Source organism: Glutamicibacter halophytocola, from assembly GCF_001302565.1.
Classification (GTDB): Bacteria; Actinomycetota; Actinomycetes; order Actinomycetales; family Micrococcaceae; genus Glutamicibacter; species Glutamicibacter halophytocola.
In genome coordinates this window covers 2,087,801-2,109,506 of sequence record NZ_CP012750.1, presented here as the reverse complement: position 1 = coordinate 2,109,506, position 21,706 = coordinate 2,087,801, and the positions used below count along the sequence as shown (strand labels likewise).

At 54.6% G+C, this 21,706-nt stretch carries 20 protein-coding genes and 4 tRNA genes; 19 read left to right on the top strand and 5 right to left on the bottom strand.

The window, feature by feature from the left end:
* Nucleotides 1-45 precede the first annotated feature (45 nt).
* Both AOZ07_RS09695 and ettA read left to right on the top strand, forming a co-directional pair.
* The gene (locus tag AOZ07_RS09695; RefSeq protein WP_060701814.1) at nt 46-495 is read left to right on the top strand and encodes a single-stranded DNA-binding protein; all 450 of its coding nucleotides are present in this window, start codon (nt 46-48) and stop codon (nt 493-495) included.
* Nucleotides 496-607: 112 nt separating this feature from the next.
* On the top strand, nt 608-2,290 hold the full coding sequence (gene ettA, locus AOZ07_RS09690; protein WP_060701813.1) for an energy-dependent translational throttle protein EttA: 1,683 nt from the start codon (nt 608-610) through the stop codon (nt 2,288-2,290).
* A gap of 71 nt (nt 2,291-2,361) precedes the next feature.
* Here ettA and AOZ07_RS09685 read toward each other — a convergent pair whose 3' ends face one another.
* Entirely contained in the window at nt 2,362-2,865 is a 504-nt protein-coding gene (locus AOZ07_RS09685; protein WP_060701812.1) for a flavin reductase family protein, read from the bottom strand.
* A gap of 135 nt (nt 2,866-3,000) precedes the next feature.
* Here AOZ07_RS09685 and soxR point away from each other — a divergent pair, with 135 nt between their 5' ends.
* Nucleotides 3,001-3,486 (top strand): redox-sensitive transcriptional activator SoxR, encoded by a 486-nt coding sequence (gene soxR, locus AOZ07_RS09680; RefSeq protein WP_060701811.1) that lies wholly within the window; start codon nt 3,001-3,003, stop codon nt 3,484-3,486.
* Nucleotides 3,487-3,579: 93 nt separating this feature from the next.
* Nucleotides 3,580-5,316, top strand: coding sequence for a 2Fe-2S iron-sulfur cluster-binding protein (locus AOZ07_RS09675; RefSeq protein ID WP_075972473.1), 1,737 nt, complete (start codon nt 3,580-3,582; stop codon nt 5,314-5,316).
* Nucleotides 5,317-5,350: 34 nt separating this feature from the next.
* On the opposite strand, the gene AOZ07_RS09670 is transcribed toward AOZ07_RS09675, so the two are convergent.
* Nucleotides 5,351-6,241, bottom strand: a complete 891-nt coding sequence (locus AOZ07_RS09670; RefSeq protein ID WP_060701809.1) for an acyl-CoA thioesterase — start codon at nt 6,239-6,241, stop codon at nt 5,351-5,353.
* 173 nt (nt 6,242-6,414) lie between these two features.
* On the opposite strand from AOZ07_RS09670, the gene AOZ07_RS18805 reads away from it, so the two are divergent.
* Complete coding sequence (locus AOZ07_RS18805) at nt 6,415-7,074, top strand: DUF8185 domain-containing protein (protein WP_075972472.1); 660 nt, start codon at nt 6,415-6,417, stop codon at nt 7,072-7,074.
* A gap of 63 nt (nt 7,075-7,137) precedes the next feature.
* On the opposite strand, the gene AOZ07_RS09665 is transcribed toward AOZ07_RS18805, so the two are convergent.
* From AOZ07_RS09665 to pepN, 3 genes are all read right to left on the bottom strand, one after another.
* Nucleotides 7,138-7,638 carry a globin gene (locus AOZ07_RS09665; protein ID WP_084793204.1) on the bottom strand — a complete coding sequence of 167 codons (501 nt, stop codon included), beginning with the start codon at nt 7,636-7,638 and terminating at the stop codon, nt 7,138-7,140.
* Nucleotides 7,631-8,125, bottom strand: a complete 495-nt coding sequence (locus AOZ07_RS18195; protein ID WP_075972471.1) for an OsmC family protein — start codon at nt 8,123-8,125, stop codon at nt 7,631-7,633. The genes AOZ07_RS09665 and AOZ07_RS18195 overlap by 8 nt, the downstream gene beginning before the upstream one ends.
* A 98-nt stretch (nt 8,126-8,223) precedes the next feature.
* The gene (gene pepN / locus AOZ07_RS09655; RefSeq protein ID WP_060701807.1) at nt 8,224-10,764 is read right to left on the bottom strand and encodes an aminopeptidase N; all 2,541 of its coding nucleotides are present in this window, start codon (nt 10,762-10,764) and stop codon (nt 8,224-8,226) included.
* Between pepN and AOZ07_RS18800 the strand changes: the two genes are divergently transcribed.
* The 14 genes from AOZ07_RS18800 (at nt 10,763) to AOZ07_RS09590 (ending at nt 21,457) form a co-directional block, all read left to right on the top strand.
* Nucleotides 10,763-11,089 (top strand): hypothetical protein, encoded by a 327-nt coding sequence (locus tag AOZ07_RS18800; protein WP_146275274.1) that lies wholly within the window; start codon nt 10,763-10,765, stop codon nt 11,087-11,089. The genes pepN and AOZ07_RS18800 overlap by 2 nt on opposite strands.
* On the top strand, nt 11,052-11,525 hold the full coding sequence (locus AOZ07_RS09650; RefSeq protein WP_060701806.1) for a ribose-5-phosphate isomerase: 474 nt from the start codon (nt 11,052-11,054) through the stop codon (nt 11,523-11,525). Before AOZ07_RS18800 ends, AOZ07_RS09650 begins: the two co-directional genes overlap by 38 nt.
* Nucleotides 11,526-11,527: 2 nt before the next feature.
* Nucleotides 11,528-12,496 (top strand): Fpg/Nei family DNA glycosylase, encoded by a 969-nt coding sequence (locus AOZ07_RS09645; protein WP_060701805.1) that lies wholly within the window; start codon nt 11,528-11,530, stop codon nt 12,494-12,496.
* 185 nt (nt 12,497-12,681) lie between these two features.
* Nucleotides 12,682-12,755, top strand: a tRNA-Gly gene (locus AOZ07_RS09640).
* A gap of 447 nt (nt 12,756-13,202) precedes the next feature.
* Nucleotides 13,203-13,277, top strand: a tRNA-Pro gene (locus AOZ07_RS09635).
* Nucleotides 13,278-13,420: 143 nt separating this feature from the next.
* A tRNA-Pro gene (locus tag AOZ07_RS09630) sits at nt 13,421-13,495 on the top strand.
* Between the two features lie 157 nt (nt 13,496-13,652).
* Nucleotides 13,653-13,727 (top strand) — tRNA-Pro (locus AOZ07_RS09625).
* A gap of 87 nt (nt 13,728-13,814) precedes the next feature.
* On the top strand, nt 13,815-15,146 hold the full coding sequence (tig, locus tag AOZ07_RS09620; protein WP_060701804.1) for a trigger factor: 1,332 nt from the start codon (nt 13,815-13,817) through the stop codon (nt 15,144-15,146).
* Nucleotides 15,147-15,393: 247 nt separating this feature from the next.
* A complete protein-coding gene (locus AOZ07_RS09615; protein WP_060701803.1) occupies nt 15,394-15,990 on the top strand; it encodes an ATP-dependent Clp protease proteolytic subunit in 597 nt (198 codons plus the stop codon).
* A gap of 46 nt (nt 15,991-16,036) precedes the next feature.
* Entirely contained in the window at nt 16,037-16,696 is a 660-nt protein-coding gene (locus AOZ07_RS09610) for an ATP-dependent Clp protease proteolytic subunit (RefSeq protein WP_060701802.1), read from the top strand.
* Between the two features lie 169 nt (nt 16,697-16,865).
* Nucleotides 16,866-18,158: an ATP-dependent Clp protease ATP-binding subunit ClpX gene (gene clpX / locus AOZ07_RS09605; RefSeq protein ID WP_060701801.1), complete on the top strand. Its 1,293-nt coding sequence runs from the start codon at nt 16,866-16,868 to the stop codon at nt 18,156-18,158.
* A 48-nt stretch (nt 18,159-18,206) separates the two neighbouring features.
* Nucleotides 18,207-18,815, top strand: coding sequence for a mycothiol-dependent nitroreductase Rv2466c family protein (locus tag AOZ07_RS09600; RefSeq protein WP_060701800.1), 609 nt, complete (start codon nt 18,207-18,209; stop codon nt 18,813-18,815).
* A 161-nt stretch (nt 18,816-18,976) separates the two neighbouring features.
* Nucleotides 18,977-19,912 (top strand): hypothetical protein, encoded by a 936-nt coding sequence (locus tag AOZ07_RS09595; protein WP_146275269.1) that lies wholly within the window; start codon nt 18,977-18,979, stop codon nt 19,910-19,912.
* 540 nt (nt 19,913-20,452) lie between these two features.
* Complete coding sequence (locus AOZ07_RS09590) at nt 20,453-21,457, top strand: trypsin-like serine peptidase (RefSeq protein ID WP_060701798.1); 1,005 nt, start codon at nt 20,453-20,455, stop codon at nt 21,455-21,457.
* The last annotated feature ends 249 nt before the right edge of the window (nt 21,458-21,706 follow it).

Genomic DNA, 21,706 nt, shown 5'->3' with positions numbered 1-21,706 from the left:
GCCGAGAAGAGTCCTCGGCGTAGGGAACCTAAGGAGTAGATACTCGTGAGTGATCAGGTGACTATCCGTGCGATTGTCGGCACGGATCCACAATTAAGCGTGACTTCAAAAGGTGTGTCCGTCTTAAAATTTCGCGTTGCAACACATGAGCGGAAGAGGGATCAGGAGTCGGGCCAATGGGTCGATGGGCCCACGAACTGGTACTCCATAAGCGCATTTCGTGGATTGGCCGAAAACACCATGGAGTCACTGGTGCAAGGTGACCATGTGATGATTTTCGGAAAACTGCAGATCCGTGAATTTGAACGTGCGGATGGAACGAAGGGCAATAGCGCGGATATCGAGGCCTATAGCATCGGGCATGATTTACGATTCGGCACAAGCTCCTTCACACGGGTTCGCACTGACATTGCAGAGGCGGACCGTAAAGTTCACCAAGGGGGTTCAACGGAGGCCGATGCAAGTTGGCCAAAAGGCACCGATCAGGCGGCTTGATTTTGAGATGGTTAGCGATGTTTGGTTCATTCATATGAAACCGGACACCGCCAACCAAAATAGTTAGCTGAGAATTCGGAATTGACCCCTGTCACCGACTAGCCTTAAGAGCATGGCGGAATTCATTTATACGATGACCAAGGCTCGTAAGGCCGTTGGTGACAAAGTCATCCTTGACAATGTCAGTATGTCGTTCTTCCCAGGCGCCAAAATTGGTGTTGTGGGACCGAACGGTGCTGGTAAGTCAACGATCTTGAAGATCATGGCGGGTCTCGACACCCCGTCCAACGGCGAGGCACGACTCTCGCCAGGATATTCGGTGGGCATCCTGATGCAGGAGCCACCGCTGAACGAAGAAAAGACCGTCTTGGGCAATGTCCAGGAAGGCGTTGGCGAGATCTACGAGAAGATCACGCGCTTTAACGAGATTTCAGAAGAGATGGCTCAAGAAGGAGCCGACTTCGACGCTTTGCTCGACGAGATGGGCAAGCTTCAGGAAGCTATTGATGCGGCTGACGCTTGGGACATCGACAATCAGCTTGAACAGGCGATGGACGCATTGCGCTGTCCACCAGGCGACGAGATGGTCACGCACCTATCCGGTGGTGAACGTCGACGCGTCGCCTTGTGCAAGCTGTTGCTGCAGAAGCCAGATTTGCTGCTTCTTGACGAACCAACCAACCACTTGGACGCAGAATCTGTGCTCTGGTTGGAGCAGCACCTAGCCGCTTACCCAGGCGCAGTCCTTGCTGTTACCCACGACCGCTACTTCTTGGACCACGTCGCCGAATGGATCTGTGAAGTTGACCGCGGTCGCCTCCACCCATACGAAGGCAACTACTCCACCTACCTGGAGAAGAAGCGCGAACGCATGGAGGTTCAAGGCAAGAAGGACCAGAAGCTTGCCAAGCGACTGGCTGAAGAACTCGAATGGGTTCGTTCGAATGCCAAGGGCCGTCAGACCAAGTCGAAGGCTCGTCTGGCTCGTTACGAAGAGATGGCAGCGGAAGCAGAGCGCACCCGCAAGTTGGACTTCGAAGAAATCCAGATTCCGCCAGGTCCTCGCCTGGGCCAGGTCGTTATCGAAGCTGACAACCTGAAGAAGGGCTTCGGCGATCGCGTTCTGATTGACGGACTGTCCTTCTCGCTGCCACGAAACGGCATCGTTGGCGTAATTGGTCCGAACGGTGTCGGTAAGTCGACTCTCTTCAAGACCATTGTTGGCATGGAAGATCTGAATGGGGGTTCGCTGAAGATTGGCGAAACCGTCAAGATCTCATACGTTGACCAGAACCGCGAGAACATCGACCCCAACAAGTCGTTGTGGGAAGTAGTTTCCGACGGACTGGACTACATCAATGTTGGTCAGGTTGAAATGCCGTCGCGCGCTTATGTTTCAGCGTTCGGCTTCAAGGGACCAGACCAGCAAAAGAAGGCTGGCGTGCTTTCCGGTGGTGAGCGTAACCGCTTGAACCTGGCATTAACCCTGAAGCAGGGTGGCAACCTGTTGCTTCTCGATGAGCCAACTAACGACTTGGACGTTGAGACCCTGTCATCGCTGGAAAATGCTTTGCTTGATTTCCCGGGTTGCGCTGTCGTGGTCTCCCACGATCGCTGGTTCCTGGACCGAGTTGCAACGCACATTTTGGCCTACGAGGGCACCGAGGAGAACCCTTCGAACTGGTACTGGTTCGAGGGCAACTTCGAGTCCTACGAAGCGAACAAGATTGAGCGCTTGGGCGCTGATGCCGCGAAGCCGCATCGCGTAACCCACCGCCGTCTAACCCGCGACTAGGACAAGATTCAGCTATGGCCGCCACTTGTGGCGGCCATAGCTGTATCCGGGGTCAATCCTGATCTGAAAATTCAGTCATGATGGATGGCAGCGAACAGCCCGGAGAGCTTTAAATACTCCCTGTTCTGGTGTAGTAGATGCTGTTGCTCTTCACCGCGAAGAATGTCGTGAACTTCTGCCGCTATCAATCGCGAGCCACCGATGCTCACTGAAGAATGAATTGTAGACCTGAAAGCAACGGGCGCATCTTCGAAGTACGGTTCACCCGTAGGCAGCAAATGGAAGTTCTGATCAGGTGTGAAACGGGGAGCGCCGGGCCGTGCAAAATTATTCGCCAGAGCTTCATGTTTTTCACCGAGCATGTGGATGATGAAACTTGGTGCTGCCAGTACGGCGCCCGCGGCTCCCGATTCTTTTGCAAGCGAAAATGAGACGGCAACAGGATCTATCGACAAGGAAGCCAATGATGAAATCGTCAATCCGTACGGTATTTCGTCCACTGTTGCGGTAATGAGTGCAACGCCAGCTGGATGATGACGGAACGCGGCACGGAATTCATCTGACAATTGGCTCATCAAGTAGCTCCTTTAAGCTGAGTTGAAATGCGTTGCTCAGCGGGCGACACGGAAGATTTTGATCTCCCGCCAACGATACTGAATACTTCAAGGCTAAGACCTCAAGTAACCTTGAGGTCAAGGAGAGGATGGGTGATGATTCCCACGCCAAGTCAAGACGAAGGCCCAAAAGATGTTCCGGCCGAGGAACTTTTGTCCATTGGCCAAGTTAGCGAGCGCACCGGTGTGGCTCGCTCTGCGCTTCATTACTATGAAGAGGTCGGACTAATCGCGTCATTGCGCACGGCAGGAAACCAGCGACGTTATCCGCGGCACCTGCTTCGCCGAATTTCACTGATTACTGTTGGCAAGCAATTGGGCATTGCTCTCAGCGACATTAAGAGAGCACTAGCTCCCGTGCCGATGGATCGATTGCCCTCCGAAGAGGACTGGATTCGGGCCACCGCGCAGTGGAAGCTTGTCCTTGAAGCGCGCAGGCGAGCAATCGAAGAACTAGAAAATCGCCTCATGGGCTGCATTGGTTGCGGCTGCCTATCCATGCAGGCATGCAGCCTCTTGAACCCGGCAGATCAACTTTCCCGCCAAGGATCTGGGGCCCGACGACTTGATGCCGAAGACTGAGAAGAATAGGCGTCTTGAACTGGTGAGCCGCGAGTCGAATCGCAGATATTCATCTTGTCGCTTCCTGCCTTGACTAGTAATTAGACTGGGACCATGAGAATTGATCAGATGTTCCGTTTTCCCATCAAGGGCCTGCCGGGAGAACCGATTACTTCCGCGCCAGTTGAGGTTGGCAGAGGAATACTGGGCGATCGAAGCGTGGCCTTCTCAAATGGCACCGTGGAGGTCGCGGACGGCGAATGGAACAGCTGCCTTAGCTTCACTATTCTCAAAAACAACAAGAGCCTGCAAAAGTGGTCGGTAAAGTCGGAACCGCCTTTCATTACTGTATCGGCGCCTAGGGAAGCCGATGGGGATGCTCTGACTTTCGATTCATCTCACGTGGACGGCCGTCGTGAGCTGTGCGAGTATTTATCCGTGCATCTTCCCACGCAAGGACCTTATCGGCGAGATGTCATTTCTACGCCCAATGGGATGTTCGACTCGCAGCTATCGGGGATTTCAATTATTAATCCAAATACCGTGAGACAGCTGTCCAAAGCTGGAGGAATTGACCTAGACCCTCGCAGATATCGCGGTAATATCCTCGTCGAAGGCCTTCCCGCATTTGCTGAATTCGGACTGATCGGGAAAGTGCTGCGAATCGGTGACGCCAGGATTGCGATCACCAAATCCATCGAACGGTGCTCGGCTACCTCTGTTAATCCAGAGACAACGGAAGTCGATACAAACGGGCCCCGATTACTTGCCTCTCATTTTGGCCATCTCCACTGCGGAATCTATGGGACCGTCCTCGCCTCCGGCCCTTTAGACGTTGGCTCGGGGATAGAAGTTGAAGAGATGCGCGAGGAAGAATCCCATCTCGTGCCCGCTAAACGTTCGCCGAGATTTGCCACCGTGCTGAGTACCACCGCGCACAGCCCAGAAATTGTCGAACTCACCCTGAGCGACCCGTTTGGCTGGTTCAGCGAACATGATGAAGCAGGCAAGTATCTTCGGGTTCACCTCCCAGACCCATTGTGGCGCAACTACACAATCACCTCGGTAAACGACAGTACTGTCAAGATCGCGATAAAGGTGCAAGGTGATGTCTCCCGGCGTCTGGCAAAACTCCAGGCCGGCGACGAACTATTGGTTTCCGGTCCTTATGGCACAATGACTGCACCGAATGTGCTGCGCCGCCGAACTGCCCTCGTGACTGCCGGGATCGGAATCACCCCGGCTATTGGTTTGCTGCGGGACCCCAAGGCAGCCTCACTCGTTGAGGAGCTTCGCTTGCTGCATGTCGAACGCGGTCGGCCGAGCCAATTGTCCGTGCAAGTGCGGGAGCTTTCGAGCGTCGTGGATGCCAATGCTGAATATCAACGATTCGACAGTTCAGAGAGGCGTCCTACTCGTCATGAGATCGCGGGCATTGTCGACGGTTGCGACAGCATCGTGATTTGTGGACCTGAGGGATTTACTCGAGAGGTCCATGACCTTTGTCTGGAACAGGGGATACTGCCAGAGAAAATCCATGGGGAGACCTTCGTTTCGCCACAAACTGATCTAGCAAAACTCTTCCAAGGGCTACCCGCGGCGAGTGTCCGCTGCCAGAGCTCAGGGACAGAATTTATTTGGAAACCCGAAGACGGTGTCCTGTTGGATTCGCTCGAAGCAGAAGGCTTGGATGCGCCCAGCTTGTGCAGGGCAGGGTCATGCGGGCAATGCGCGGTGAAACTGCTCAAGGGCAGTGTGACGTATCCGATGGAACCGAGCGCCGCAGTTCCCGCTGGGCAGATACTTACGTGTGTTTCTGTCCCAGCGGAAAATGTCGAGCTCGATCTCTGATTTGGATATTGGCCGGAATCAAAAAGGGCGGTTCTTATTTTTTGCCGAATTCTGGCAATCTGACCATTCCTTCTTGGGCCACAGTTGCTACGAGTTGCCCGTCGCGATTAAAGAATTGTCCAGTTCCCAGACCACGCGCTGATGAGGCGGAAGGCGAATGAAGAACGTATAGAAGCCACTCATCGACCCTAAAGTCTTGGTGCCACCACATCGCGTGATCGAGACTGGCAATACTCAGCCCCTGGTGCACCCAGGCCAAGCCGTGAGCGCGCAACACCGGTTCCAAAAGGACGTAATCGCTGGCATACGCCAACGCCGCACGGTGCAGAGCCAAGTCATCGGGCATGGCGGAAGTCGTGCGCAGCCATACGGCGCTATCGGCAACCTTGTTTTTGTCGCCTTCTAAATAAATCGGCTCGGTGACGTGGCGTACGTCGAAGGGGCGCTCAAAGGCCCACTCTTTTGCCACGGGATGGTTCAGATGCCCTACGAGCTCCGCAGTTGTTGGCAGCGATTCAGGATCAGGCGCTTGGAACGGCATTGGATCGTGATGTTCCAAGCCCTCGGCTGGCTCCTGGAAGGAAGCGATCATCGAGAGAATCGGCTCACCGTTCTGGTAGGCATGAACCCGCCGGGCCGAGAAAGACCGGCCGTCTCGAAGCCGCTGCACGCCGAATGTAATGTTTTGGTTGGGGTCGCCGGGCCTCAAGAAATATCCGTGTAATGAGTGCACTGAACGAGTGGCATCTACAGTGCGGGTCGCCGCCATGATCGATTGGGCCAGCACCTGGCCGCCGAAAACCCGATTGCGGTTTTGCCTTGGTGTCTGGCCGACAAATATGTCTTCATCAGTTCGCGCCTGATGGTTGCCGTCCAGATCCAGAAGGTCTAGCAATATCTGAGTGGTACCTAGGTCTCCGGTCACGTTCTAAACTCCTTGCAGTGCGGTGGGGCAGAACCAAAATCAATATTACTTTAAAGTAATATTGACATCTGGTTTTCCCTGCTCGTAGGTAATCTATACGATTTTTAGGGTGCGCATCACGCCATCAGCTAATTCAATGACTCCGAAGCGATTGAGCGTGAGAATATTAATCCATGGCAAGCGATGTATTGATTTTTGACGATGTTAACTCTGTAAGCGATCTTGCGAACTTTGTGAGTCGGGCAAAAACTATTGAGGATGATGCTGCACTATTTGTTGCCAGAGGCACTGCCTTAGCTGTTTACGTCCCAGTTTTGGTCCCGGCCGAGCTGGGCCAAGGCCAGTTCACGATTTTAGGCATGCGAGTGCATCGACTAGCTCAACCGGCCGAGATCAATGCGAGTTATTCGCTGTCGTCGATTCAGGATCGATTAGCTCGAATGGGGGATTCTTCCGTCGAGTTCACCTTGCCTCCCGTAGAGGCCACGGCCCGATGGGCTGGAATTTCTGTTCCGCTTTCAGGCTGGGAAGATTCAGGAACAATTCCCGACCACGCACTGTCATCAGCGGCACAGACGGGAATTGACGCCGTGGCTCAAGCGTTGCCAGAAAACCCTGGCAAGCCGGTCATATCCCAGATCCGTCAACGAGTTTGGTCCTCCGAAATCGCTGGCCAGGAACCGCCGCTTCCTATGGGCGCAGCGTTTGCGATGCATGCCTTGGGGTTCCTATCGCCAAACGGCGAAAGCAGAGTGCTGCGACAGGGGACATGGCGCAGAATTAGCAATGGTCGTGGACATGCAGTCCTTCGACAATCTTCATTGCTCGGTTAGATGAGCATTAAAACGATGTGCTGGAACCAAATTTGGTTCCAGCACATTTGATTTTTCTCCAGATTAATCGGGAGTATTCAGCATCGAGTGAGCTGCTCGCTCGAAGTAATCCCTGAGCGTCTCGGCTTGGAGCGGTGGCAACTCTAGCTGGTCAATTGCCTTGTTCATATGTCCTAGCCACACATCGCGGTAATGCGAGTTCACGGTGAAATTACCGTGGCGCATACGCAATCTAGGATGACCGCGGTGTTCGGAATATGTGGTCGGTCCGCCCCAATACTGTTCAAGGAACAACTGCAGCCGTACTTGTGCTGGATGCAGATCCTTATCGGGGTACATGGCGCGGAAATCCTGATCTTCGGCCACCGAAGCGTAAAAATTCTTGGTCAGCTGAGCAAAGACTTCGCGGCCGCCTACCTCGTGGTAGAAGGTCCCGGGGAATTGGGAAGCGTCGACAGATTCTTCCGCCAGGTCCAGGAATTCTTGGCTGGAAGGCCCCAGAACGAGGGGTTTGCTGAACGGATCCTGCTTGACGCTATGCGGGATCTGGGGGTGTTCACTCATTATTGATTCCTCGGGAAAGGTTCGGAGGGACAGGTTCATGAAGGACCGGGAAGTTCACGGATCTGGCGATAAAGCAGACTTTGTTCGCTTGCCCATGCAGCGAGTCCGCAAGTTCTCGTTGTGCTTCGTCGGCAAGGCCAACCGCCGGATGCAGGACAGCTTGGACGAATTCGCCGCTATTATCACGGTTGAGCTGGAGCAGGCCATGGGCAGAGTCGCTGTAGCCGGTAACGATGACACCGTGTGCCACGGCGACGTGCAGATACGACAACATGTGGCATTGGCTCAACGCCGCGAGCAGTAGCTGCTCCGGATTCCACCGGTCCTTGTCTCCATGAAAAGTCGGGTCAGCAGTTCCTGGAAGATCTGGCAAGCCTACTGAACGCACCACGTGGTCTCTACCGTAGCCACGGTAGCTCTCGGTGCCGGTACCGCGATTTCCAGTCCATTCCAGACTGATGTGATATTCATGCCGCGACAGATCCATACGTTCATTCTTACATCTTTAAACCATGAGGGTGCACTCAGGAGCATGGTGAGCTCTGAGTGCACCCTGAGGTGAGATGTATCTGCTAACGCTGGGTTCTAGGCATCCGCTAGGCGCGCAGCCAGGGCGCGTCGAACATCAGCGGCAGACTCGGTCAACAAGCGACGCAGTGCCGGGTGCTTGTCACCGAGGGATTCGAGGAATGCCTCGGTCTGGTCCAAAGTCTGCTGGGAGACCTGGGAATTCGGGTAGAAGCCAAGCACGATTTGCTTAGCCATTTCGTGGGAGAAGGTTTCCCACGCATTGATCAACAGGCCGAAGTACTTTTCGGTGTAGCCGGCGATCAATGACTTGTCGTGCACGTTGTTGAATCCTGCAATGATGGCGCTCTGCTGGTCATTGGACAGCGTCGCTGCCGTGGCGGCTTCAAAGGCTTCGTCCTTGGCCTGCGCAGTAGGACGCGAAGCGCGGGCGGTGTACCAGGAAGCCTTGCCTTTGGCGGTGTCGTCGGTTTCCAGAAGGGCATCAATTTGTTCATCGGACAGTCGGCCACCGGCGCTCAAAGCGATCGCCAAGGACCAGCGAAGATCGGTATCGATCACTAGTCCGTCAAGGGAGGTCGCCCCATCGAACAGGCCTTGGGCGCGGTCCAGCTGTTCGGCAGTTCGCGAGCGATGCGCGAAGGCTTTGGCCAGCTGCAGCTGCGCGTCCGAACCGGCCTTCGCGTCCGAGGCAAGCTGCCACAACTGGTCTGCGGCGCGAATCGACAATTCTGTGCTGTGCTCGGCTGCAACGTAGCTATCCAGCGAAGTATTCAACTGGCGCAGCAGAACCATGATGACCGTCGAGTCGGCTTCATGGCCAATGTTGTTCAAGAGCAGCTGAACGTAGATGCTTGCTGGCGATTCCGCATCGCGCACCGAATCCCAAGCGGCCGACCAGACCAAGGTGCGAGGCAGGGATTCATTGAAATCCTTCAAATGCTCGGTGGCAGTAGCCAATGATCCTTCATCCAAGCGGATTTTCGCGTAGGTCAGATCATCATCATTGAGCAGCACCAGATCTGGTCGCTGCAGGCCAGCCAAGGCAGATACCTCGGTGGCCTCGCCGGAGATGTCGAGTTCCTCGCGGTGCACGCGCTGCAAGGTTCCTGCCTCATCGAGGCTGTAGAAGCCGACGGCGAGGCGATGCTGTCGCAGCGTTGGGTGCTCGGCAATGGCCGACTGGCGAATGGTGAAGGAAGTGATTACACCCGCGGCGTCTGTTTGAATATCGGCGGTGAGGGTGTTCACTCCGGCCGTTTCAAGCCACTGCGCACCCCAACCGCTCAGATCGCGTCCACTGGAGGCCTCCAATTCGCTGAGCAGGTCTGGCAGTTCGGTATTGGACCAGGCATGCTTGGCGAAGTATTCACGTACTCCCGCCATGAACTCTTCCTGGCCGACAAAGGCTACGAGCTGGCGAAGAACGCTGGCCCCCTTGGCGTAGGTAATGCCATCGAAGTTGACCTCAACGTCTTCGAGGTCATTGATCTCGGCCACGATTGGGTGGGTTGAAGGCAATTGGTCCTGGCGGTAGGCCCAGTTTTTCTCCAGCGTATTGAAGGTGGTCCAGGCGCTGGTGAATTCGGTGTTCTGGGCAGCAGCAAGAGTGGACATGAATTCAGCGAATGATTCGTTGAGCCATAGGTCGTTCCACCACTTCATGGTGACCAGATCGCCGAACCACATGTGTGCAAGCTCGTGAAGGACGGTGATGGCGCGGCGTTCCACCATGGCACCGGTAGGGCGGGAACGGAACACATACTCTTCGAGGAAAGTGACTGCACCAGCATTTTCCATGGCGCCGGCATTAAATTCCGGAACGAACAGCTGGTCATACTTTTCGAACGGGTATGGTGCGCCGAAGTTCTTTTCGTAGAATTCGAAGCCTTGACGAGTGATCGTCACGATATTTTCAACGTCCAGGTATTCCATCATGGAGGCGCGAGCGAAGACGCCCAGCTCGATGGTGCGACCGCTGGAGGAAACGAGCGAATCACGGGCAACCTGATACGGTCCGGCGATCAGCGCGGTGATGTAGCAAGAGATGCGCTGGGTGGGTGCAAAGGTCCAGGTCGCTGCTTCGCCCTGCTCAACGGGCTGCGGAGTCGGCGCATTGGAAATGACGTTCCAGTACTTAGGTGCGGTGATCGTGAACTGGAAGGTGGCCTTGAGATCTGGCTGTTCGAATACGGCGAACATGCGACGGCAGTCCGCCACTTCGAATTGGGTATAGAGGTAAACCTCTTGATCCACCGGGTCGACGAAGCGGTGAAGCCCTTCGCCAGTGTTCATGTACAGCGCGTCAGCGTCAATGACCAGGACATTGTGTGCGGCGAGGTTCGAAAGCTGAATGCGGATGCCATCCGAGGCTTCGGCCGGATCCAGATCAATTCCATTGAGATTAATGGAACGTACTGAATCCGTGACGGCATCAATGAACGTGGAAGCCCCCTCGACAGCAGTGAAGCGCACGGTCGTCTTGGAAGTGAAGACGCGGTCGCCGCGGGTAAGGTCCAGGCTCACCTCATAGCTGTCGACGTTGAGCAGTTCTGCGCGAGTAGAAGCCTCGGCGCGAGTGAGGTTCAAACCTGGCATGGGTTCTCCAGTTCTTCATGAGGTGTGCATCCGCGGCAGTTATGAAACGGATATTGAATATTTCTATATTGTGTCATTGGCGACGGGGTATAAAGCAAGCCATCTCGGTGATCAATTTACTCAATTTTCAAATTTGCGCCGAAAACATGGCGCTTTGGGTCATGAACCCGCGGGTGGCCCCGTAAAAATGCCGGCCATGCACTTCAACATGGCAATGGGTCCGCCTGAAATCGCTAAGCTAGATGAGAAAGTATTTGACCCCTCCCAGATAAACGAGGCTTTAGATTATGCGCGTGCATATCGCTACAGACCATGCCGGACTTGAACTGAGCGACCACTTGGTGAAACACCTGACTGCCAAGGGCTACGAAATGATTAACCATGGTCCCAAAGCCTACGATCCAGAGGATGACTACCCAGCCTTCTGCATCAACGCGGCCAAGGCAGTAGTGGAAGATCAGCGCGCTGGTTTGGACTCATTGGGAATTGTCCTTGGCGGCTCGGGTAACGGCGAACAGATTGCCGCTAACAAGGTGGAAGGCATTCGCGCTGCACTTGCCTGGAACCTGGACACGGCAAAGCTCGCCCGTGAGCACAACAATGCCAACGTTATTGCTGTCGGCGGACGCCAGCATTCCGTTGAAGAAGCAGCGGAGCTCATCGAAGCCTTCTTGACTGAACCGTTCAGTGACGCAGAGCGTCACGTGCGCCGTATCGGCAAGATCGCTACTTACGAAACCACTGGCGAGGTCATCGACTAGTCGTGCCAGAAGGACATTCCCTTCACCGTCTTGCCCGCCAATTCGACGACGTCTTTGGCGGGCAAGTGGTTCAGGTTTCATCGCCACAGGGTCGTTTCAGCGAGGATGCTGCCCGTATTGACGGGCAGGAACTTGAATTGGCCTTCGCGAAGGGCAAGCAACTCTTTTGTCGATTTTCTAACGACCTCTACTTGCGCGTACATCTAGGGCTGTACGGCGCGTTCAGCTTTGGGGGAGACGGGCATTTTGCCGGCGCATCTTCAATTGGCGCCCCACGGAAAATTGGCGAGAGAGAAGTTGAAGCTGGTGGGCAGCCTGAGGAGTACGCAGGTCCACCCGCTCCTGTTGGCGTCGTTCGCGCACGCATAGTCTCAGAACACGGCTGGGCGGATTTACGCGGTCCCACGGCTTGCGAAGTGCTTGATTACGCGCAGGTGCAAGTCCAGCTAGGTAAACTCGGGCCTGACCCGTTGGCTGGAGCCGCGGCCGACTTCCAAGCGGCCAAGTCACGTTCTGATCCGAAGCAGGCACAAGCGGTGCTGGAGGAGGGGTGCAAGGAGTTTCGAGACAATCTGTCTCGCACAAAAACTGCTATCGGGATCGCTTTGATGAATCAAAATCTGATCAGTGGTGTTGGAAACATCTACCGGGCCGAGGTGCTTTTCCGCAATCGAATCGCGCCAGGGCTTCCTGCAAATCAACTTACCTCGCAGAAGACCAAAAAACTCTGGCAGGATATCGTCACTGTCATGGAAGATGGTGTTCGTGATGGAAAGATCATCACAACTTTGCCTGAGGATCGCGAAGACGGATTGCCCCTTTGGCCCGAAAATGCCTACTACGTATATCAGCGCCAGGGTATGGGCTGTCGCCGTTGTACTGGAAAAATTTCTCTTGCCGAGGTCGCCTCAAGAAAGCTCTATTGGTGCCCGAGGTGCCAAAAGATGCCGCGTTCGAAAAGAGCGGAATAGTGTTTGGGGCCGTAAATGAGACCAGAGGAATACTTTTCCTCTGATTCTCCGGCGTGTAGGGCTTTGCGTTACGCAATCTAAATGCTATCCGAGAGGTTCCAAGTGAGACGGGGAATGGCCGATTTGCAAAGCGCATCTTTTATGGTCTAGACTCAATCTTGTTCGAAGCGCAGGAGCTTCGAAACGGGGATGTAGCTTAATGGTAAAGCCTCAGTCTTCCAAACTGATTACGCGGGTTCGATTCCCGTCATCCCCTCCAGGGAAAAGGCTCCGCATAGCGGGGCCTTTTCGCGTATCCGTAGCCCTGAATGCCTGGGATGAGGCTGCTTGTCCGTGATGCGGATTCTTCTCGAAATTTTCGTCGTTGCGCCTGAACTGGCATGCGAATCTCGCTCCGCCGAGGCTATCTCTTTGGTCCCCGGGGAGCAGGACTTTTGTCCAGAGCGAGTGGCCTGAGGGTGCCAACGTTGGAATGTTGCTGTTATTCAACTCACTTATCTCCTCAAGCAGTCCCAGATCAACCGTGTGATTACCGGAATTTCAGGGAATTGGGCGCTCTGGGCATGACGACATGACGGAGATTCGATTTTGCTTTTGGTTCGAACCCGTGTAACTTAGTTTCTTGTGATCAGCACGGGAAACAAATGATTCCCGATAAGGTCACGGGACGGAAAGTCCAGATGAGGTTCGGTTTTCTGAACTGAATCGGGGTGTAGCTCAGCTTGGCTAGAGCGCGCGCTTTGGGAGCGTGAGGTCGCAGGTTCGAATCCTGTCACCCCGACTTTATGGATGAAGAAAATTTCAGCCATAATTTGAATCCAAGAAATTGGGTTTGATGAAACTCATTGTTAGAAATAACTTCTCAGATTCGCCAATAAACGGTTAGGCGTCATCCGCTGTGAAAACACGGAGCGGCCGGCCAATCGGGGTGTAGCTCAGCTTGGCTAGAGCGCGCGCTTTGGGAGCGTGAGGTCGCAGGTTCGAATCCTGTCACCCCGACTTTATGAGAAGAAATCCTAGGATTTCTGAACATGAAAATTGAGAGCTAAATATTATTTAGATCTTGTGATCACTAAAAACTGTCAAAGGTAACTAGTAAGCATCACAAACGATTAGTGGATACAGGATGACTCGGGTTAGACTGTTCACTGCTAATCGGGGTGTAGCTCAGCTTGGCTAGAGCGCGCGCTTTGGGAGCGTGAGGTCGCAGGTTCGAATCCTGTCACCCCGACTCTGTCGAACAACCCCGCAACGCCACCATGTTGCGGGGTTTTTTGCAGATTAGACCTAATATTAGACAACTCAGGAGTACAACGCTGTGAAGAGCGCCGTCGAAAACGTCAACCCGACCCGGGTTAAGCTGACCGTTGAAGTTCCTTACGAGGAACTGAAGCCCCGCGTCGATGAGGCGTACAAGACCATCGCTCAGCAGATTCAGATCCCAGGCTTCCGTAAGGGCAAAGTTCCTTCCCGCCTGATCGATCAGCGCGTTGGCCGTGGCTACGTCATCGAGACCGCAGTTAACGAAGGTCTGAACGACTTCTACCAGAAGGCCATGGTTGAGAACGAACTCACCCCTCTGTCCCGCCCAGAGGTAGACATCACCGAGCTGCCTTCGATCGAGAAGGAAGGCGAAGGCCAGCTGGTCTTCACCCTCGAAGTTGACATCCGCCCGAAGGTTGAGCTGCCGGATTACAAGGGCATCGAAGTTTCTGTTGAGGCAAAGGAAGTTGCTGACGAGGACATCGAGAAGGCTCTCGACGACCTGCGTGGCCGCTTTGGCACCTTGAAGGAAGTTGAAGCTCCAGCAGCTGCAGATTCCTTCGTCACCATCGACCTCACCGCTTCGGTAGATGGCGAAGAAGTTGACTCGGCTCAGGGCCTGTCCTACCAGATCGGTTCCGGCAACATGCTTGAGGGCATGGACGAGGCTGTTACCGGCCTGTCCGCTGGCGAAGACGCAACCTTTGAAACCACCCTGGCTGGTGGCGAGCACGCTGGCAAGGCAGCAACCGTCAAGGTTGTTATCAACGCCGTCAAGCAGCGCGAACTGCCAGAAGCAAACGATGACTTCGCTCAGCTTGCTTCGGAATTCGACACCATTGCCGAACTGCGCGAAAACCTCGCAAAGGATGCAGCAGAGGGCAAGATCGTTGAGCAGGGCGTAGAGGCTCGCGAGCTGGTTCTGGACAAGCTGGTTGAACTGGTAGAGGTTCCAGTTCCTGCTTCGGTTATCGACGAGCAGATCGAGCAGCACTTCAACGCTCCAGACGCCGAAGCCGATCACGACACCGAAGAGCACCGTTCAGAGGTTCGCGAGAACACCGAGCGCGCCTTCAAGAACGAGATCATCCTGGACGCTGTCGCAGACGCCGAGGAAGTTGGCGTAGAGCAGTCCGAGCTGATCGACTACATCGTTCAGACCGCTGGCCAGTACGGCATGGAGCCAAACCAGTTCGCTCAGATGCTGGACGGCGCCGGCCAGGTCCCAATGCTGATGGGCGAGGTTCGTCGTCGCAAGGCATTGGCCAAGGTTCTTGAATTCGCTACCGTCACCGATTCCAACGGTGCGGCTGTTGACCTGACTTCCTTCGTGAAGCCAGCAGGCGAAGAAGAAGCTGCCGAGGCTGAAGTCGAAGAAGCAAAGTAGTCTTTTCTAGACTCCTATGGCCATTGGCCGCCTTGAAAAAGGCGGCCAATGGCCATTTTTGTTCGCTGCAGGCGTGCATCATGCGCCGTGAGCGAAACAGGGGCATGAATCGCCCCATCAAAGCCTTGAAGTAAGTAATCTCAAAGTAACCAGTTGCAGCTTTGGGGTTGGAAATAGAAATCCCAGAATCTGATCTACACGTTTGGAAGAGGTAGAGAACATGTCAAATGATTCGCGCACTCCTACTATGGCAGCCGTCGATCCGGCCAGCCGAGACGACTACATCTACAACCGCTTGCTCAAGGAGCGCATCATCTGGCTGGGCTCCGAAGTCCGCGACGACAATGCGAATGCCATCTGCTCGCAGTTGCTCCTGCTCTCGGCCGAGGATCCGGAGAAGGACATCTACCTGTACATCAACTCGCCTGGCGGTTCGATCACCGCGGGCATGGCCATCTACGACACGATGAACTTCATCCCGAACGATGTTGTCACCGTGGCTACCGGCCTTGCCGCTTCGATGGGCCAGTTCCTGCTCTCCTCGGGTACCCCGGGCAAGCGCTTCGCAACTCCGAACGCTCGCATCCTGATGCACCAGCCATCTGGCGGTATCGGCGGCACTGCTTCGGATATCAAGATCCAGGCTGAGCTGATCATGCATATGAAGAAGGTCATGAGTGACTTGACCGCTGAGCAGACCGGTCAGAGTGTTGAGCAGATCCTGATTGATAACCAGCGAGACAAGTGGTTCACCGCTGAAGAAGGTCTTGCCTACGGCTTCTTCGACCAGATTGCAAAGCACGCCGGGTCTGTCACCGGTGGTGGCGGAGTAGAACGTCAGTAGCCGAACCCACCACTTGATACCCAAAGATTTGTCCTAGGAGATAACCATGAACTTCAATACTGAAGCTGTCAGTGGCCAGATGCCATCGGCTCGCTACATTCTGCCGCAGTTCGAAGAGCGGACCCCTTACGGGTTCAAGCGCCAGGATCCATACGCAAAGCTGTTCGAGGACCGCATCATCTTCCTCGGCGCTCAGGTCGACGACGCATCGGCTGATGACGTCATGGCGCAGTTGCTGGTCCTGGAATCTATGGATCCAGAGCGTGATGTCACCCTGTACATCAACTCGCCAGGTGGATCGTTCACCGCGATGACTGCAATCTACGATACGATCCAGTTCATCCGCCCAGAGGTGCAGACCGTTTGCTTGGGCCAGGCCGCATCGGCTGCGGCAGTCCTGCTGGCTGCCGGTACGCCAGGCAAGCGACTTGCACTGCCAAACGCGCGCGTGCTGATCCACCAGCCAGCGATGGGTGGCGGTGAGCGGGGCACCGCTACGGACCTGCAGATCCAGGCCGAAGAAGTTATGCGTATGCGCAGCTGGCTGGAAGACACCCTGGCTTCGCATTCGGGACAGCCAGTTGAAAAGGTTCGCGATGACGTAGAACGCGACCTGTTCATGACTGCAGCGGAAGCCAAGGCCTACGGCATTGTTGATGAGGTCCTGACGCCACGCAAGCTGAACCGCGCTCAGCTGGGCAGCTAGCACTAACTCGGAATAATCCCCGATGAATGGCGGTTTACCAAGTGAGGCCACTTCATGACAACTGAAGTGGCGCAACACAGGTAAACCGCCATATTCATCTAATTTGGGGGACAACTAGCCTAGAATTGAGTAAGTCCACAGCTACTCAAGTAAACAGGAGAATGGTGCGATGGGACGCATGGGTGAAGGCTCGGATCTGCTGAAATGCTCTTTCTGCGGGAAGAGCCAAAAGCAGGTTAAGAAGCTAATTGCAGGCCATGGTGTCTACATTTGTACTGAGTGCATTGAACTTTGCAACGAAATCATTGCTGAAGAGTTTGCAGAAGAACAGGTGCATGAGGAGTTCTCCTTGGCTAAGCCACGAGAGATCTTTGACTCGCTGCAGGAGTACGTCATCGGCCAGGAGAACGCCAAGCGCGCGCTTTCGGTCGCTGTCTACAACCACTACAAGCGCATCCATGGAAACCAGGATCATGGACCCGTGGCGGCATTGACTAATGATGACCCATTGGGGGAAGTCGAGGTCTCAAAGTCGAACATCATGTTGATTGGTCCGACCGGTTGTGGCAAGACCTATCTCGCACAATCCCTGGCCAAGAAACTAAACGTTCCTTTTGCTGTAGCTGATGCGACGAGCTTGACTGAAGCGGGCTATGTCGGTGAAGACGTCGAGAATATCCTGTTGAAGTTGTTGCAAGCAGCAGACTACGACGTTAAGAAAGCCGAAACCGGCATCATCTACATTGACGAAATCGACAAGATCTCCCGCAAGAGCGAGAACCCGTCGATTACGCGCGACGTTTCCGGTGAAGGTGTCCAGCAGGCGTTGTTGAAGATTCTTGAGGGAACTGTTGCTGCTGTTCCACCGCAGGGCGGTCGAAAGCACCCGCACCAGGATTTCATTCAATTGGATACCACCAATATTCTCTTCATTGTTGCCGGCGCTTTCGCGGGTCTAGAAGAGATCATTTCCTCCCGCGCAGGACAAAAGGGTATCGGTTTTGGCGCTCCTTTGACGGCGCTCAAGAACGAGACAGCATCGTACTCGGACGTTCGCCCCGAAGACCTCCTAAAGTTCGGATTGATTCCGGAATTTATCGGCCGCCTTCCAGTGATCACCACTGTTGAACATCTCGACAAGGAAGCACTTGTTCGTGTCTTGACTGAGCCCAAGAACGCTTTGCTCAAGCAGTACCAGAAGATGTTCCAGATGGATGGGGTTGCACTGAGCTTCGATCAGTCGGCGCTTGATGCCGTTGCGGAACTGGCCATCGAACGCGAGACTGGTGCCCGCGGGCTGCGGTCGATCCTGGAAGAAACTCTTGGTGGGGTCATGTTTGACCTGCCAAGTCGTGAAGATGTTGCTGAAGTTGTCGTGACACGTGCCACGGTCATTGACGGTGAGGAACCGGCAATGCTGTCACACGCAATGGTCGCCAAGCGCGACAAGAAGTCCGCCTAACCCGTTCATTGATCAATAGTTTGATTTTCGTAGGAAAGTTGGTAACGCATGGCTGAGCGTCAGCACGTTGATTTCTGGTTTGATCCAATTTGCCCATTTGCCTGGGCAACGAGCCGGTGGATCAAGGAAGTTGAAAAGGTGCGTGACATTGACGTTTCTTGGCACGTCATGAGCCTATCGGTGCTCAACGAGGGCCGGGATTTGCCTGAAGACTATCGTGCAGTGATGGATTCGTCGTGGGGTCCGGTGCGCGTAGTTCTGAAAGCTGCAGAAGTGCATGGCGAAGAAGTCAAGGACAGCCTCTACACTGCCATGGGCGAGCTGTTCCATTACGAGAAAATCTCCGACCGGGGCGAAGTGATCAAGAAGGCGCTTGAGAGGACCGGTCTGCCTGCAGAACTGGCCGAGGCAGCCGATACCGATGCCAACGACGAAGCATTGCGAGCCAGCCACGAAACCGGCATTAGCAAGGTCGGCCAAGACGTGGGCACTCCCATCGTAGCTGTGGACGGTGTGGCCTTCTTCGGGCCGGTTATCACCCGAGTTCCGACTGGTGAAGACGCAGGAAAGATGTTTGATGCAGCAGCACAGCTGGCATCGTTCCCATACTTCTTCGAAATGAAGCGCACTCGTACCGAGAGCCCAACCTTCAAGTAAGTATTCCGGATGCACCGATAGAAGGACGCTCACAATTCAGGGGCGTCCTTCGTTGCGTTAAGTCTTGGACATCGCGTTGGGTAAAGCTGGCACTTTCAGTGGTCATCATCAGAATTATTCCCACCGGGGGATAGGTGGCCACCTTATCTAGGGAGTACGTTGTGGAAAGTCGTGTGCATATGCCTCTCTGGCGAAAAATAGTGTCCATTGCCTGCATAGTTGTGGGCGTGATCGTGGCCCCGTTTTCGGTCGGAGCTCTATGGGCCTCAGGGCATCTGACCAATACCGACGGCTTTGTAAAGACGTTGGGCCCTCTGGCGCAGAATCAAAAACTCCAAGAACTGGTTTCTGGCCAAGTCGCGCAGTCAATTTCCGGGCAGCTTCGGATTGAGGAACGCCTTGACGCCGTCGCTGGCTCAGGATGGTTGTCGCGTCTCATCCCCGCTGAAGAGCTGGCATCAAAGGCAAACGAGACAATTGAGAATGCTGCATTGCGAGTCGTTCAATCTGAGAATTTCGCTACGAACTGGCAATCGGCGCTACGTGCGAGTCATCAACGAACAGATCAAATCTTCACTGGTCAGAGTTCAGCTTCTCTTGACCAGGCAGGAAATCTAACTTTCGAGCTGGACGCAGTATTCGCCGGGATTTCAAAGACATTGACTGGATTGGGTATTCCGGATCTACCCGTATCGGGCCATTTCGACTGGCAATTGAAATTGATCCAGAACGATGCGCTGCCCATGGTGAAACAGGCTTACCTGGTGGTTGGCAATATTGGACCGTGGGCAATCTACCTGAACGCCGCTTTGCTTGTTGCCGGAATCCTGCTCGCTCCGCGGTACCTCTCAAAATCGTTGTTGTGGCTCGCTGTTGTCACCGCGCTGGGCTTCATCGCAATTAAAACCGTGATTCCCGACTTTATCCAAGAGCGCTTACTGGCCAACATGGATAGGGAACTGGCACGCGCCATTTTTGACCAGATTACCGGTGGCTTGGCCACAAGTTTCATCATCACCGCTGTTGCCGCGGGAATTCTTGGAATGGCGTCAGTGCCTCTTTTGCGCACGCGCATGCGTGAACTCACGAACCACTGACCCACCGGCTTTGCTTGAGTGAATTCGGCTTACGTCCGCTATTGGAGTACTGCGCAACATCTTGGTTCGAGAAGGAGCCGGCACCGTCCTGGTTCAAGGAGGCCAACGGTTCAATAAGTCCTTTTTTGAACGACAACGGTAACTAATTTTTGCACTCTTCAAGACCGGCCCGGGTGCATAAAGTACCTGATACCGAAGTTTTTCTTTCATAATTTTATTGAGTGCAACCCAGGTGTTTCGAATGTCTGGGGGTTCCTCGGTTGAGAGCTGGCTAAACCGAATTTTCTGGGACTGTCCTGGTCGCCGGGAACTGATCGCTACGTAACGAGTCGTCTCGTCTCCTGAATCGCACGGCCCGGATTTACCTGTGAAGAACCTGAGTTGCTTCATGTTCGCAGGCTAAACCGCCGCGTTCGTCGACGTTAGCGGAGGAAAAAATTCCTATAGAAATTGTGTGAAGTGTGTGTTTGACTAATTTGCACGAGTGCTGCGGCACACCCATCGATAGTGGCCATCTGCCACTGGACAAGGAGTTATATCGTGCAAGTTCGTTCAGTAAAGTCGGATTCCTCGAAGGTCAAAGGCAGGCGAAGGCTGGCCGGAGCCGCACTTTTGGCAGGCGCTATGATGCTCAGCGTTGCACCAATGGCCAGCGCGGCACCCACCTCAACAAACGATGACATCAAATCGATTAAGATATCGTCGCAGAAGTCTGATTCGGCACTTGAGTATTGGACTGCCGACCGAATGAAGGCTGCCAAGAGCGCTGACGCACTGGTCGCTGGCAAGTCGGGATCCGCAGCCAAGGTGGATACCAGCAAAGCTTCCAAAGTTCCTGGCCAGTCAGCCAACGCTAAAGCAGGAAAAATCAGTACAAAAGCTGGCGGGAAAACCCGCGGACAAGTGGCGCCTGTATCGCATATCGGCAAGGTGTTCTTCACCCTCGGCGGGCAGGACTATGTTTGCTCCGGCAATTCAGTCGTGTCAACGAACGAATCCACGGTGTCCACCGCGGGCCACTGCTTGAACGAGGGCCCTGGCGCATTTGCAACTCGCTGGGTTTTCGTACCTGCCTATGAAAATGGAAATGCGCCCTACGGTTCCTTCGCCGCCACCGAACTGGTCACTACCGCCCAGTGGTCAGATGATGGCGACATCACCTACGACACGGGCTTCGCTGTGGTTTCGAACAGCAATGGCACGACACTAACCGACACCGTTGGCGCTTCGGGTGTTGCCTTCAACCAGCCGCGCGGTGAGTACTATACAGCCTATGGTTACCCAGCTGCTTCACCATTCAATGGTGAGACTCTGCAATCCTGTGCCGGTTCGGCAACCGACGATCCATTTGGCCAGACTCAGTCGCAAGGTATTCCTTGCAACATGACTGGCGGTTCCTCGGGCGGACCATGGTTCTTGGGCTCGGGCTCATCGTCGTACCAGAACTCGGTAAACAGCTTCGGCTACAACACCGTTCGCAACACGATGTTCGGCCCATACTGGGGCTCGGTAATCCAGCAAGCGTATCAGAACGCGCAAAGCTAGATCGCTGAAGGTGGGCGGAGGAAAAGCAATGAGGCTTTTCGAGGCATTTCAAGGAGAAAGAAGAGACGATGCCACAAGAGCATTCTTCAAAAGACGGGCCCAGCCGCCCACCGCAACGGCATGATTTAGAGCAAGGCGCTGAGGAGCAACTGGAGCACTTCAACGAAGAACGCCGGCGCCAGGCAAAACCAAGAAAACTCATCCGCCCTTCACCGCCAAAGCAAAAAGCGGGGGAGGAGAAGAGCTGAA

Excerpts from the sequence above, each read along its gene's own strand:
- ettA (WP_060701813.1), top strand. The coding sequence starts at position 608 with ATGGCGGAATTCATTTATACGATGACCAAGGCTCGTAAGGCCGTTGGT.
- AOZ07_RS09685 (WP_060701812.1), bottom strand. The coding sequence starts at position 2,865 with ATGAGCCAATTGTCAGATGAATTCCGTGCCGCGTTCCGTCATCATCCA.
- soxR (WP_060701811.1), top strand. The coding sequence starts at position 3,001 with ATGATTCCCACGCCAAGTCAAGACGAAGGCCCAAAAGATGTTCCGGCC.
- AOZ07_RS09675 (WP_075972473.1), top strand. The coding sequence starts at position 3,580 with ATGAGAATTGATCAGATGTTCCGTTTTCCCATCAAGGGCCTGCCGGGA.
- AOZ07_RS18805 (WP_075972472.1), top strand. The coding sequence starts at position 6,415 with ATGGCAAGCGATGTATTGATTTTTGACGATGTTAACTCTGTAAGCGAT.
- AOZ07_RS09665 (WP_084793204.1), bottom strand. The coding sequence starts at position 7,638 with ATGAGTGAACACCCCCAGATCCCGCATAGCGTCAAGCAGGATCCGTTC.
- AOZ07_RS18195 (WP_075972471.1), bottom strand. The coding sequence starts at position 8,125 with ATGGATCTGTCGCGGCATGAATATCACATCAGTCTGGAATGGACTGGA.
- AOZ07_RS18800 (WP_146275274.1), top strand. The coding sequence starts at position 10,763 with ATGGGTTCTCCAGTTCTTCATGAGGTGTGCATCCGCGGCAGTTATGAA.
- pepN (WP_060701807.1), bottom strand. The coding sequence starts at position 10,764 with ATGCCAGGTTTGAACCTCACTCGCGCCGAGGCTTCTACTCGCGCAGAA.
- AOZ07_RS09650 (WP_060701806.1), top strand. The coding sequence starts at position 11,052 with ATGCGCGTGCATATCGCTACAGACCATGCCGGACTTGAACTGAGCGAC.
- AOZ07_RS09615 (WP_060701803.1), top strand. The coding sequence starts at position 15,394 with ATGGCAGCCGTCGATCCGGCCAGCCGAGACGACTACATCTACAACCGC.
- AOZ07_RS09610 (WP_060701802.1), top strand. The coding sequence starts at position 16,037 with ATGAACTTCAATACTGAAGCTGTCAGTGGCCAGATGCCATCGGCTCGC.
- clpX (WP_060701801.1), top strand. The coding sequence starts at position 16,866 with ATGGGACGCATGGGTGAAGGCTCGGATCTGCTGAAATGCTCTTTCTGC.
- AOZ07_RS09600 (WP_060701800.1), top strand. The coding sequence starts at position 18,207 with ATGGCTGAGCGTCAGCACGTTGATTTCTGGTTTGATCCAATTTGCCCA.